The following is a 12,344-nucleotide window of genomic DNA, read 5'->3' on the forward strand; positions in this document are numbered from 1 at the left end:
AGATTACACCATGTTAAGCATAGCGAAGAAGCAATTCAGCAGTCGGTTATTCTCCGGCACCGGTAAGTTTGCCAGTCGTCAATCGATGACCGACGCATTGCTGGCCAGTGGCAGTGAGTTGGTCACCATGGCGATGAAACGGGTGGACTTTAACGCCAGTGATGACGATATCTTGCAGCCTCTGATCGATGCGGGTGTGTCACTACTGCCCAATACCTCTGGTGCTAAAAGCGCCGAAGAAGCGGTGTTTGCAGCCAATTTGGCGCGCGAGGCGTTAGGTACCGAATGGGTTAAGCTGGAGATCCATCCGGATCCCAAATACCTACTGCCAGATCCTATTGAAACCCTATCAGCAGCAGAAACGTTGGTGAAACAGGGCTTTGTGGTGATGCCTTATGTTCATGCCGATCCAGTGCTGTGTAAACGGCTAGAGGAGGTGGGTTGTGCGGCAGTCATGCCATTGGGATCTCCCATAGGTTCGAACCAAGGGCTGCGTACCCGAGAGTTCTTAGAGATTATTATTGAGCAGGCTCACGTGCCTGTGGTGGTTGATGCTGGCATCGGTGCGCCATCTGATGCGGCCCTGGCGATGGAGCTGGGCGCTGATGCGGTGCTGGTGAATACCGCCATTGCCGTTGCCGCGGATCCGGTCGCCATGGCTCGGGCATTTAAACTGGCGGTAGAGGCTGGACGGATGGCCTATGAAGCGGGTTTGGCTGGGCGTCAATCTGCGGCAGTGGCTAGTAGCCCATTGACTGCGTTTCTGGATCAACCGCTGGAGGCGCTGTGAGTTTTGCCGAGCTGATCGCCGATTGGGATTGGGATGATTTGTCTCTCACTATCAATGGCAAAACCGCCGCTGACGTGCGGCGTGCGTTAGCTAAACCTAAGCGTGATCTGAATGATTTTCAGGCACTGATCTCCCCTGCTGCTGAGCCGTTTCTGGAACAGATGGCACAGCAAGCCGCTCAGCTAACTCGGCAGCGATTTGGTAATACCATTCAGCTCTATATTCCACTGTACCTGTCAAACATGTGCAGCAATATTTGCACCTACTGTGGTTTTTCGATGCACAACCCGATACGCCGGAAAACCCTTGATATGGTCGAGCTGCGTCGTGAAGCGGAAGCGATTAAACAGATGGGATTTGACCACCTGTTGTTAGTCACTGGCGAGTCGGAACGTAAGGTGGGGATGGCGTATTTCGCCCAGGCGCTACCGCTGTTGCGAGAGTATTTCTCCCATATCTCCATGGAAGTGCAGCCGCTGGCGCAAGATGAGTATGAACAGCTGATCAGTCTGGGGCTTGATACCGTGTTGGTGTATCAGGAGACCTATCATCGTCGTACTTATGCTGAGCACCATACCAAAGGGAAAAAGCGGGATTTTGATTGGCGTCTTGCAACCGCTGAACGTTTGGGGCGTGCCGGTATCAACAAAATTGGTTTAGGCGCGCTGATTGGCTTAGATGACTGGCGGGTGGATAGCTTTCATGTTGCTGCGCACCTGCACTATCTGGAGCAACAGTTCTGGAAAACACGTTATAGCTTGTCATTTCCGCGTTTGCGCCCTTGCACCGGAGGACTGCAACCAAAATCGATCATGAACGACCGTCAGTTGGTGCAGTTGATCTGTGCTTATCGTTTGCTTAATTCGCAAGTGGAGATATCGCTGTCGACGAGAGAATCGGCGACGTTCCGTGATCAAGTCTTGCCGCTGGGGATCACCACCATGAGCGCGTTTTCGCAAACCCAACCGGGCGGCTACGCCGATGGGGTTAAACCACAATTAGAACAGTTTGAGATCTCTGACGAACGCCGCCCAGAACAGGTGGTGGCCAGTATTAGTCGCTTGGGTTTTCAGCCGGTGTGGAAGGATTGGGATCGGGCGTTGACTTGATTGGAATCAGGTGGCGTCGGTTAAGTGGATGTCATCGAGTATTGAGCTGGTATAATGGCACTCCACTTATTTCATTGTGTGACGACCGGTTATGCGATTGACCACCTACACCGACTTTGGTTTGCGAACACTTATCTATCTGGCGTTATTGCCGGCTGATAAGCAGACCAGCATTGCCAAGGTCTCGGCGCACTATCAGGTCTCCCGTAATCATATGGTGAAAGTGATACATAAGCTGGCCACGCTCGGCTATGTGTCATCAACCCGGGGCAAGGGCGGTGGTATAAAGCTGGGGTTGGCCGCTGAAGAGGTCTGTATCGGTGATGTGGTTAGAGCGTTGGAGAGCGCACTGGATGGTATTGATTGCCAGTCTCCTGCGTGCTGTTTAACGCCCGCCTGCCGTCTCAAATTTGCCTTAACGCGCGCTGTTGATGCGTTTCTTGAAGTGCTGGATCAGTACACGCTGGCAGACTTGGTTGAGAACAAAGATGACCTAATCCCGCTGCTATGGCAGGACGGACTCCCGGAGTAACATTTTCCCGTTACTTTATTCAAAGTAGCCGGGTTTTGGCTGCCAAAAGGCTCGAATATCAACAGCATCCATTCCCGCTGCCCGTGCGGCGTCAATGCCAGCATCGCCATCTTCAAACACCACGCAACGTTTCGGATCTACGGCTAACTCTTGTGCCGCCAGTAAAAAAGTATCTGGATCAGGTTTGTGTCTGGTGACCCGATCCGCACCTATCACCACAGAAAACAGCTCGGCGATCCCGGCGATTTTCAATAAGCTGTGGGCTTCTTCTGTACCTGAGCCAGTACCGACCGCTTGTGGTTTTTTGCCTAAGTAATAGTGGGCAATATCGACGATCGGCGTGGTGGCGACGCCTTGCAGCATGAGCGCATCCACCCGTTGTTGCTTAAAGCCGACGCCCGGTGTGAAATCACGCGCTGCGATACCGGCGGTCTCAGCGATGATCTCCATGGTGCGCAGGGTCGGCAACCCGACCAATGAGCGCATTAGTTCTGGCAGTACTGGCAGATCGATAAAGGTTAAGGTGTCGCGCCAGGCTTGTTCATGCAACGCCATGGTGTCGAGCAGCGTGCCGTCCATATCGAAAATCAGAGCGTCGTAGTGGGAATAGTCGGAAAAATTCATAGATCACTGGCCAAGTAAGCGCATCAACACGGTCATTATACCTGTCGGCTGTAGGCCTCGTCTTGTTACATCTTGTTTCCGCCACTTTCTTGATCTGAAAGAAAATAACGTCAGCAAATGAACTTATTTTAAAACCATGTTAATAAAATGTGATCAGCGCCTCTAAGTGGTGAAAAAAACGGCATATAATCTGAAACCCTAAAAAAAGAACTATCAATTCCTTTCAGTTTTAGGGACTTAAGCTACGTCGAAAAGGAGGTTTGACGTTAGTTAACTGGGGCAAATCGATGTATGCGGTGATTGTTAATCCACTCAGTGGCAGTGGTCAGGCGCTCAGCCTGGCAAAGCGAGTAATGCAACGAATCGAACAATCGGGTCATAAAGGCCGCTTGTTGCACTGCTATGCTTTGGAGAATCTCGCAACCCAGTTAAAACATGCTGCTGACGCCGGAGTCACTAACTTGGTGATCGTTGGTGGTGATGGTACCGCCCATCAAATTATCAATCGTTTACCCCATCTGGATTTCAATATTGGCTTTGTTTCTGCGGGTAGCGGTAATGACCTGGTGCGTTCGCTTGAGCTGGGTACCTGCGAGACTGAGCAGATAGATATTGCCCTGTTTACCCCGACTCAGGATATGCCGCTGGGACGCTGCAATGGCAGCTACTTTCTCACTTCGGTCGGATTAGGATTTGAAGGCTTTGTCGCCCATCGAGTGGCAGGGCGTCGCGGCGGCCGCCGCGCTGCTTACCACAGTGCTATTTTAGGTAGCCTATTTGGCTATCATCCGCACCGCGCTAAGTTTGTAAATTGTAAGTGGAAGAGTGACGAACAGTTTCTCATGTGTTCGGTGGCTAACAGCGCATTCAGTGGCGGTGGTTACAAGGTGGCGCCGAACGCCAGCCTGCAGAACAATGAACTGTCTTTAATACGTTTGGCGCCTATGGGTACCTGGTCACGCCTGCCGATGATGTTCAAAGTCGCTAAAGGGGCGCATGTCTCTGCTCCTGAGGTGCAACAAGTCAACTTGGACACCCTAGAGATCCGCTCAGAAACGCGGATCCCGGCGCATATTGATGGTGAACCGTTTTTCGCTAATCGTTTTCGCTTTTCCAGTGCCAATGAAACCATCCGGGTGCGTTGCCTCGGACTCCGCTAGCCAGCCTGAGCTTGATTGGTTATCTTGATCCCCCCAATTACAGCGATACAGCTTAGTCATTATGCTCACCAACCAAGAACAGCTTCGCTATAGCCGCCACCTCCTGCTCGATGATATTGGCGAGGCGGGTCAGTTAAAATTGAAAGCCGCCAGTGTGCTCATCATCGGTATGGGTGGGTTAGGCTGTCCGGTGGCGCAATACTTGGTAGCCGCGGGGGTTGGCAGGTTATTGTTAGCCGATGGTGACCAGCTTGATCTCAGTAACTTGCAGCGGCAGATCCTTTATCGCAGCGATGATATCGGCGAAGACAAGGTCGACTTAGCACAGCAGACACTGCAGCAATTGAATGACGAGATCATGCTGGAGGCGATCCCCGAACATCTCGATGAAGGGATGCTGAATGAGTATATTCCCGAGGTCGATCTGGTGTTGGATTGCAGCGATAATTTCGCTACTCGTCACGCGGTTAATCGTGTGTGTCGCCAGCATGGTGTGCTCCTGATTACGGCGGCGGCGATCCGGTTTGAGGGTCAACTGAGTGCGTTTGACCATACTGACTGCGATGCGCCTTGCTATCACTGCTTGTACCCTGAAACGACCGATGCACCGCGGCTCAATTGCAGTAACAGTGGTGTGGTGGGGCCTTTGCTGGGTGTGATGGGTAGCTTGCAGGCGTTAGAAGCCGTTAAGGCGCTGCTGGGGCAGCCGTTAACTAGCTTACATCAGCTCCGTTTATTTGATGGTAAAACCCTGCAGTGGCATAACTTCAGCATCAATAAAGATCCACAGTGTCCCGTTTGCGCAAAGTGATCCGACCTGTTAGCTTGGCTGTATCCACTGTTTTCATTTATTGATGAGGCACAGCTAAATGAGTGATCTTTACGGCTTCGAAGCCACCAATAATCGTGGTGAGACTGTCTCACTGGCTGACTATCAGGGCAAAGTGCTGTTGATTGTTAATACCGCCAGCGCGTGCGGCTTTACGCCGCAATATGAGGGCTTGGAAAATCTATATAAAACGTACGCTGCACAAGGGTTTGAGGTGTTGGCGTTTCCCTGCAACCAGTTTGGTGGCCAAGAGCAAGGCAGTGATGCCGAGATCGCTCAGTTTTGCGATCTCAATTTCCACATCAGCTTTCCACTGTTTAGCAAAATTGAAGTGAACGGAGACAATACTGCACCGCTGTTTGCTTATCTTAAAAAGAATGCCAAAGGGCTGCTTGGTAGTGAACGGATTAAGTGGAACTTCACTAAATTCTTGGTCAACCGGCAGGGCAAGGTGATTAAACGTTTTGCGACGGCGACTAAGCCAGAGCAGATGACCTCTGCCATTGAAGCTGCGTTGGCGGAGTAACTCGAGCCACGAGGAGAGGGATGTTTAGCTGATATCATTCTCCTCTATGCCTAACTGATTAAACAGCTCGATCAACTCCTGAATCTCACCAAATTTTATCCCTAGGGTAATATGCTTACCGTCGTGGCGGTTTTGGCTCTTCACTTCCCCTTCAATCAATAACGGCTCATCGGGGCGTGATGGAAAGAGGATCTTTACCAGCACCTCTTGCGCTGATAGGCGGCCCTGACCAAGATGCCAAGGCAGTTTAAGTCGGCAACCGCCAACGGATAGGTCAATAATGGTACCGTGAAACGCTTCGGTAGACTCATCTTTACCCGCTGCGTCAGTGGTGGTGTATATCAAGGTGGCTGGTACGTGGGTAGTAATACGTATTTGGTTACGCAGGCTGAACATCTGCACTTGTTTTGGATAGTCGACGAACAGCAATGCTTGTGGGTGATTGATGACGCCGTTTATGGTGGATTTGAAAGCGATGCATTGACCGGCATCCCCTTCGATAATTGCACGAACGATACAGCCATTACCAAGAGTTAGCTGATCTTTGTAACTGACCCTGGCTAACTCCGGGATTGCGACAACGATATACTTGGTCTCTTCGTAGCCAATCAGTTTGCATTTGAGCCTGGGTTTGCTGCCAATGCCGAATTGAAAGTCCAATAGATCGGCAGGGCGCAGTCGATTCAGCGTATCAATCACCAGTTGACGGTCGGTAACGGTATCTTTGGTTTGTTCGCTCACGTTAGCCTCCACTGGTTACGCTTTTTCGGTAAAAATAGTGCGACCACTTTCTCCCGTTGGCGAGAGAAAGTGGTATTTCTGCTATTAGCTATTCACCTGATGCAGATGCACATCTCGTTGTGGGAACGGAATGGTGACATTCTCTTTATCAAACGCCAGTTTCACCTGCTCAATTAAACCGAAGTGCACAGCCCAATAGTCATCGGATTTAACCCAGACGCGTAACAGCAGGTTGACCGAACTGTCGGCATGGGCGCTGACATAAACTTCATGCCCCGGATCCGTGAGTACGCGCTCATCCTCTATCGCCAGTGCATCCAAAATACCCTTTGCCTGAGCGATGTCATCTTGATAGCTGATGCCAAAGGTGAGATCGACACGGCGGGTGGCTTCGCTAAACAGGTTCTTTACGCAGCCGTTCGACAACATGCCATTAGGGATCACGACCTTTTGATTATCCATGGTGAGCATGATGGTGTTGAAGATCTGGATCTCTTTTACGCGTCCAACAAAACCCTGAGCGTCGATCACATCTCCCGCTTTGAAAGGTTTGAACAGCAGGATCAATACGCCGCCGGCAAAGTTCGCCAGGCTCCCCTGTAAGGCTAAACCGATGGCTAGACCTGCAGCACCCAGCATCGCGATAAGAGATGCCGTTTCAACACCAATCATTGAAGCGAAGATGATGATCAGTATGGTTTTCAGGATCACCGACGTGATGCTGTGTAGAAAGCTTGCTAGCGTTGGTTCTACTTTGGCGCGGCCAATGGCGGCGTCCATCACCTTTAGCATCCCCTTGATCACCGACAGGCCGACAAACAGTACCACTATGGCCAGCAGTAGTTTCGGGCCATAAAGTACAGCAACTTCTATCGCTTTCTCGGTCAGGGTGGTCAGCAGGGTGACCCCTTGATCCATGCTTTGTTCTAACTGTTCTTCCATTGTTCAACTCCTTTGTGTTGCAAACTAAAAGCCATTGTTTTCTATCACATCTTGGTACCAATATGAGGATTTTTTGCGATAACGTTGCAGGTTGTTGTCGCGGTCGATGTAGAGAAAGCCGTAACGTTTTTTGTAACCGTTGATCCAGCTGAAGTTATCCATCAATGACCACATATAGTAGCCCTTCACATTGACACCTTCTGCCAGCGCTTGGTGGATCACCTTCAGATGCTCGGCAACGAAATCAATACGCTCCTGATCATCGACATGTTGCTGTGTTGGCAGCGAGGGAGACAAATCCAACTGATCTTGTAAGCCGATACCATTCTCGGTGACATAGACGGGGATCCCCGGACGGTAGCTTTCGGCCCGCTGCAGAAGCTGGAGCAGTCCTTCCGGGTAGATCTCCCAATCCCAATCGGTGTAACGCCCTTGCGGGTTTTTGACAAACTTGAAGGCACCCTTGATGGAAAAGACACAATCTTGCTGTGGATCATTTTCACCTGTGGTATTGAGATGAAACTGAGTGGTTGTGGCATCACCGCTGGCATAGTGCGGGTAATAATAATTAACGCCGATAAAATCGATGCTGTCTTCGGTAAACCAGCCTAACTCTTCACCGGAATGGTCGGGTAACAGATCCCAGTCGGCATAGTATTGCCAAATATCTTCGGGGTAACGACCCAACAGCACAGGGTCGATAAACCAGCGGTTGAGCGCACCATCAGCCAATTGTGCTGCGGCTCGATCCTGATTTGATTGCGTTGCGGGGTAGACGGTCGACATATTGAGCACTATGCCTATCTGTCCGCTGTGATCGCCTTGGTGATATTTTTGTATCGTGAGGGCATGGGCACAGAGCATGTGATGAGCTGCTTGAATCGCTTGTTTATAGCTGTGTACGCAGGGCGGGTGCAGTGCTGTTACGTAACCGTTGAGTATGCTCCAAGCAGGTTCGTTAATCGTCGCCCAATGGGGCACCCTATCGCCATATAAGCGGAAACAGTGCTCGGCGTAGGCCACAAAGTGATCAACCGTTTGGCGATTTCCCCAGCCGCCCTGCTGCGCCAGCGCAAGCGGCAGATCCCAGTGATAGAGGGTGACGTTAGGTGCAATACCGGCGGCTAAGAGCCGATCAATTAATCTATCGTAAAATGCCACCCCTTTGCTATTGAGTGCCCCCGAACCTTGGGGTAATAAACGTGGCCAAGAGAGTGAGAAACGGTAACCGTTATGAGCCATTTTCTGTATTAGCGCCACATCTTCAGGCATGCGATGGTAGTGGTCACAAGCAATGGCGGGGTTGGCTTGTTGAAAGATCCGTTCGGGGTGTTGTTGGCAGTAATCGTCCCACATCGATGGTCCTTTGCCTGCTTCGCTGGCAGCGCCTTCTATTTGAATGGCGGCTGTCGCACTGCCCCAGATAAAGTCCTTTGGAAATTGATAGTTCATAAAGTGATACGTTGGACCGGAATCTGTTAAGTGTAGTCGGATTAATAAAAAAAACGTCTGATAACAAGGCATAAGCTTGTTTTCAGACGTTCATCCAGCTGAGGATAGGGCAATGAGTTGTCCCCAAATGTTTGCTACGGCGACAGGGGGTGTTGGCAGCAAACAACCTTCCAGAGGTTCCAGGTGCGGTGATCATAGAGCGATTGTATGACGATATTGTGACACCGTTGACTTCAACATAAGCCTGAGATCAGTTTCGTCGCCATTGCTGGGCTAGCACGCCACAGACGATAAAGGCCAGTCCAATATAGGTGGCGGGATGGATCGCCTCCCCAAGTAAGCCGTAGATAAACAGCAGTGACAAAAATGGTGATAGAAAGATCAGATTACCAATGCGGGCGGCGCTGTCTGTAAGGCGCAGGGCGGTAAGCCAGAGGATAAAGGTTATCCCCATTTCAAACAGGCCAACATACGCAGCCCCTAGCCAACCACGCCAGTCGTCAGGCCATAGGGCGCCTTGATAGCCCGCTAATACTGCACACCAAGGCGTACCAATGATAAAACAGAGCAGCAAACTGACCACCGGATCTGCTTGATGGCGGGCGTTAAAGATCCAGTAGATGGACCAGAGCAGGGTACTGGTTAACGCCAATAGCACGCCGAGGGTGGAATCAAACTGCAATGCCAGCAGATCTCCTCGGGTAGCGATGATCACGGCACCGAAGTAACCGAGCGCCGCACCTAGCCATTGTGGTCTGGTGACGCGGTGTTTTAACAGAGGGACAGAGAGCAGGGTTAAGGTGATCGCCCAAGTGTAGTTCAGGGTTTGTGCCTGTTGTGCGGGGAGTCGGTCGTAGGCTTCAAACAACACCCAATAGTACAAACATGGGTTGATCGCACCGAGCAAAGCAAACTGCAAGGGACGTTGCAGGAAGGTGGAGACCAATAGATGCAGCTTCTTTTGCCAGCCAACGACTATGCCGAGAAACAGGGTGGAGAATAACGCAGCAAGAAACACCAGCTGTGCTGGTGACAGGGTTTGCAGTGACCACTTAAATGCGGTGGCCACTGTCGACCAGAGTAATACAGCAGTGAGTGCGAACAGAACGGCGCGAGCTGGGTCTTTGACGTTAATCGCTTGCAATAAGTAACCTCGGAGATTTTCACCTGTTGATATTATCAGCTCACTGATGCCTTGGACTACTCTTGCTGGATCACATAACGCACTCAATCTACTTGAGATTTTTGCTATGCCCAGCGCATAGTTGAGCCCACTAAGTGAGGTAGCTCCAATAGATGACTGCCTGCTATTCGCAAACTTCGGCAGTTCGAGCTTTAATTAGTACACCGAAGTTATTACTACGCTGCCTATGGAGTTACCTATGTCGCAGATGATGTCTGTGGCCGATGTCGCCGCATTCTTAAAAGTTTCCGAAGTTAGAGTTGAACGTCTTGCCCGTGAAAAACTGTTAGTGCCGAAAGAAGCTGACGGTGAAAATCCTCTGTTTGATGAAGAGGATGTTAAGCGTTACAAAATACTCGCAGATCGTTTGGGTGGTTTGTAACGCCGCGTTCGCTGTTGTAGCGCATCACGTAATTATTGGTCAGAGCGTTCCGGCACTAGCTATTTAGCTGGTGCCTGATGCTTTGGTCAATCGTGTTATCTCTGCGCGAATGATCTCCAGTATGCCTTCGATATCCAGTACATCCAGTTTGCCCTCTTTATGCCAAAGCAGTTGATTGTTTGCGTCAACGATCAATATGGCGGAATCTCCAGTTTGCAGATCCCATGCTTTCCTGACGCGGCCGCGGTTATCTAGTACAAAGCGCGCATCGGGCTCTTGTAAGGTACGCTCTTCCAACAACTTGCGGATAAATTTAGCTGTGCCCCAAACGGAATCGCTGCCATTAACTATGGTGGTGGTCTGAAAATAGTGTGGGTCTAGCTTGGCATCAGTAACGGCTTGCATCGCCTCGAGATTGATATCGTTGGCGCTCTTTTTTGAGGCGATATGTAGCACCAATCTGGCTTTGCCTGTGAGCATTGTGCTGCTCCAGTCTTGATACTTCACATCATTTTTTGCTGTGATGGTAAGTTGACCTTTATTGCTGACCTCTACTTTGGGGAGCGCTTGCTTGGCCAATAGCCCCCCTGCAGAGACGTTGAATAGCAGCAGTGCACCGAGCAAAAGTAATATGAGCCGCATTGGCTACTCCTGACGTTTACTTGCTCAACCTCTTACCTGTTTTTGGCGAGCATCAATGAATGTGGCTGTTTGGCTTGAATCGCCTGTGGCCATGATCTGGCAGCAGTTTGGTCGATAGCTGCTCTAGCAAGCGGACAGACAAAGGTAACTTAGACTTAAGGATAGGTGAGTTTTGCCCCGTTTTATTTGCTTAAATTCTCGATTTGATAATTTTCTAATCAACAGTGCCGCTTTGTTTCGGTAGCATAGGCGGGATATTTCCATTAGGAATGGATGAACTGAAGATCATCCATGAAAGATGTTTGTAAAAAGGAGCAGTAAGTGATGGAACAGTCCCCTAATACCCCTGAGGCCGATTTGACGGCAGCAACGTCAACGGTCAGTGCTACCCCTACCGAAGCCGCGATTGAGTTTGACAGCCACCCCTTTACCTTCCATGGTCTTGGTGGTGAATTTTTCCGTATCTGGATAGTTAATATTGTTTTGACCATCTTGACCTTAGGTATTTATGCCGCTTGGGCCAAGGTACGTACACATCAGTATTTTTACGGCAACATGCAGGTGGCTGGTGGCAGTTTTCAGTATCTCGCCAACCCCGTGACGATCCTCAAAGGGCGTATCATCGCCGTAGTGCTTTTTGTCGCTTTTTTCTTTTTAAACCAGCAGTTTCCTGTGGAAACTATGGTGGTTTCCATCCCGTTGTTTCTATTCTTATCGCCTTGGATCATTAACCGCAGTTTGCGTTTTAATATGAGAAACACAGCGTTTAGGAATATCCGCTTCGATTTCACTGGCAGTTACGGCTCCGCATTTTGCAATTTTGTCTTGGGTTATCTGGCAGTGCTTTTTAGCTTCGGTATCGCCTTTCCATGGTGGATCCGTCAGTTGAATAAGTATTTGGTGAATAACACAAAATATGGCGACGCACCGTTTGAAGCCAAGTTAGATGTGGGTGAGTACTACATCACGTTTCTGATGGCGATGCTGATTGCCACCGTTCTCTATATCGGCTTGTTTGTGCTCGGCGGCTTGAGCTTTGCGGGTGCGGCCTTCGATGCACCTGCTGTGGCCACAATTGGTACAGGCATTACTGTCTTGGTGGGTATCATTGGCTTCACTTTCGTCAAAGCGTTTGTCAACGCTCGCTTGGGTAATTTGTTGTTCAACAATACCAAGTTAAAAGAGAACAAATTCAAGAGCCAGTTGGATGCCAAAGCGTTAACCAAACTCTATCTGCTTAATGCGCTCCTGATCATCGTCACTCTTGGTTTCGCTATCCCTTGGGTGATTTGTAATTTGGTGCGTTATCGGGCTGAAACCCTAGTGCTGGAAGGGAATGATTTGGACAGTTTTGTTGCTGCGCAGATTGATGCCGGCAATGCGATTGGTGAAGAGATCGGTGACGTTTTTGATATCGAGCTAGGTCTGTGAG

The 12,344-nt window shown here is 50.1% G+C and carries 14 protein-coding genes; 8 read left to right on the plus strand and 6 right to left on the minus strand.

The window, feature by feature from the left end:
* The first annotated feature begins 10 nt into the window (after window positions 1-10).
* The 3 genes from DU002_RS05665 (at window position 11) to DU002_RS05675 (ending at window position 2,431) form a co-directional block, all read left to right on the plus strand.
* Entirely contained in the window at window positions 11-790 is a 780-nt protein-coding gene (locus DU002_RS05665; RefSeq protein ID WP_114337410.1) for a thiazole synthase, read from the plus strand.
* Window positions 787-1,899, plus strand: a complete 1,113-nt coding sequence (thiH, locus tag DU002_RS05670; protein ID WP_114337411.1) for a 2-iminoacetate synthase ThiH — start codon at window positions 787-789, stop codon at window positions 1,897-1,899. The genes DU002_RS05665 and thiH overlap by 4 nt, the downstream gene beginning before the upstream one ends.
* Before the next feature lie 91 nt (window positions 1,900-1,990).
* Window positions 1,991-2,431 carry an Rrf2 family transcriptional regulator gene (locus tag DU002_RS05675; RefSeq protein ID WP_114337412.1) on the plus strand — a complete coding sequence of 147 codons (441 nt, stop codon included), beginning with the start codon at window positions 1,991-1,993 and terminating at the stop codon, window positions 2,429-2,431.
* 15 nt (window positions 2,432-2,446) lie between these two features.
* Here the strand turns inward: DU002_RS05675 and DU002_RS05680 are convergent, their stop codons facing one another.
* Window positions 2,447-3,055 carry an HAD-IA family hydrolase gene (locus DU002_RS05680; protein WP_114337413.1) on the minus strand — a complete coding sequence of 203 codons (609 nt, stop codon included), beginning with the start codon at window positions 3,053-3,055 and terminating at the stop codon, window positions 2,447-2,449.
* A 260-nt stretch (window positions 3,056-3,315) separates the two neighbouring features.
* Between DU002_RS05680 and DU002_RS05685 the strand changes: the two genes are divergently transcribed.
* The 3 genes from DU002_RS05685 (at window position 3,316) to DU002_RS05695 (ending at window position 5,570) form a co-directional block, all read left to right on the plus strand.
* The gene (locus DU002_RS05685) at window positions 3,316-4,215 is read left to right on the plus strand and encodes a diacylglycerol/lipid kinase family protein (RefSeq protein ID WP_131414742.1); all 900 of its coding nucleotides are present in this window, start codon (window positions 3,316-3,318) and stop codon (window positions 4,213-4,215) included.
* Window positions 4,216-4,276: 61 nt separating this feature from the next.
* Window positions 4,277-5,026: a HesA/MoeB/ThiF family protein gene (locus DU002_RS05690; RefSeq protein WP_114337415.1), complete on the plus strand. Its 750-nt coding sequence runs from the start codon at window positions 4,277-4,279 to the stop codon at window positions 5,024-5,026.
* A gap of 58 nt (window positions 5,027-5,084) precedes the next feature.
* Window positions 5,085-5,570, plus strand: a complete 486-nt coding sequence (locus tag DU002_RS05695; RefSeq protein WP_114337416.1) for a glutathione peroxidase — start codon at window positions 5,085-5,087, stop codon at window positions 5,568-5,570.
* Between the two features lie 24 nt (window positions 5,571-5,594).
* On the opposite strand, the gene DU002_RS05700 is transcribed toward DU002_RS05695, so the two are convergent.
* The 4 genes from DU002_RS05700 to DU002_RS05715 form a co-directional block, all read right to left on the minus strand.
* Window positions 5,595-6,311 (minus strand): flagellar brake domain-containing protein, encoded by a 717-nt coding sequence (locus DU002_RS05700; RefSeq protein WP_158537975.1) that lies wholly within the window; start codon window positions 6,309-6,311, stop codon window positions 5,595-5,597.
* A gap of 84 nt (window positions 6,312-6,395) precedes the next feature.
* Window positions 6,396-7,253: a mechanosensitive ion channel family protein gene (locus DU002_RS05705; protein ID WP_114337418.1), complete on the minus strand. Its 858-nt coding sequence runs from the start codon at window positions 7,251-7,253 to the stop codon at window positions 6,396-6,398.
* A gap of 24 nt (window positions 7,254-7,277) precedes the next feature.
* Complete coding sequence (locus tag DU002_RS05710; protein ID WP_158537976.1) at window positions 7,278-8,705, minus strand: glycoside hydrolase family 1 protein; 1,428 nt, start codon at window positions 8,703-8,705, stop codon at window positions 7,278-7,280.
* A gap of 250 nt (window positions 8,706-8,955) precedes the next feature.
* Window positions 8,956-9,849 carry a DMT family transporter gene (locus DU002_RS05715; RefSeq protein WP_233496432.1) on the minus strand — a complete coding sequence of 298 codons (894 nt, stop codon included), beginning with the start codon at window positions 9,847-9,849 and terminating at the stop codon, window positions 8,956-8,958.
* Between the two features lie 238 nt (window positions 9,850-10,087).
* On the opposite strand from DU002_RS05715, the gene DU002_RS05720 reads away from it, so the two are divergent.
* Entirely contained in the window at window positions 10,088-10,270 is a 183-nt protein-coding gene (locus DU002_RS05720) for a helix-turn-helix domain-containing protein (RefSeq protein ID WP_407642913.1), read from the plus strand.
* Window positions 10,271-10,333: 63 nt separating this feature from the next.
* Here the strand turns inward: DU002_RS05720 and DU002_RS05725 are convergent, their stop codons facing one another.
* Window positions 10,334-10,912 carry a YtfJ family protein gene (locus DU002_RS05725; RefSeq protein ID WP_114337420.1) on the minus strand — a complete coding sequence of 193 codons (579 nt, stop codon included), beginning with the start codon at window positions 10,910-10,912 and terminating at the stop codon, window positions 10,334-10,336.
* A 324-nt stretch (window positions 10,913-11,236) separates the two neighbouring features.
* On the opposite strand from DU002_RS05725, the gene DU002_RS05730 reads away from it, so the two are divergent.
* The gene (locus DU002_RS05730) at window positions 11,237-12,343 is read left to right on the plus strand and encodes a YjgN family protein (RefSeq protein WP_114337421.1); all 1,107 of its coding nucleotides are present in this window, start codon (window positions 11,237-11,239) and stop codon (window positions 12,341-12,343) included.
* Window position 12,344 lies beyond the last annotated feature (1 nt).

The sequence above is a fragment of the Corallincola holothuriorum genome (genome assembly GCF_003336225.1).
In the GTDB taxonomy this organism is placed as follows: Bacteria; Pseudomonadota; Gammaproteobacteria; order Enterobacterales; family Neiellaceae; genus Corallincola; species Corallincola holothuriorum.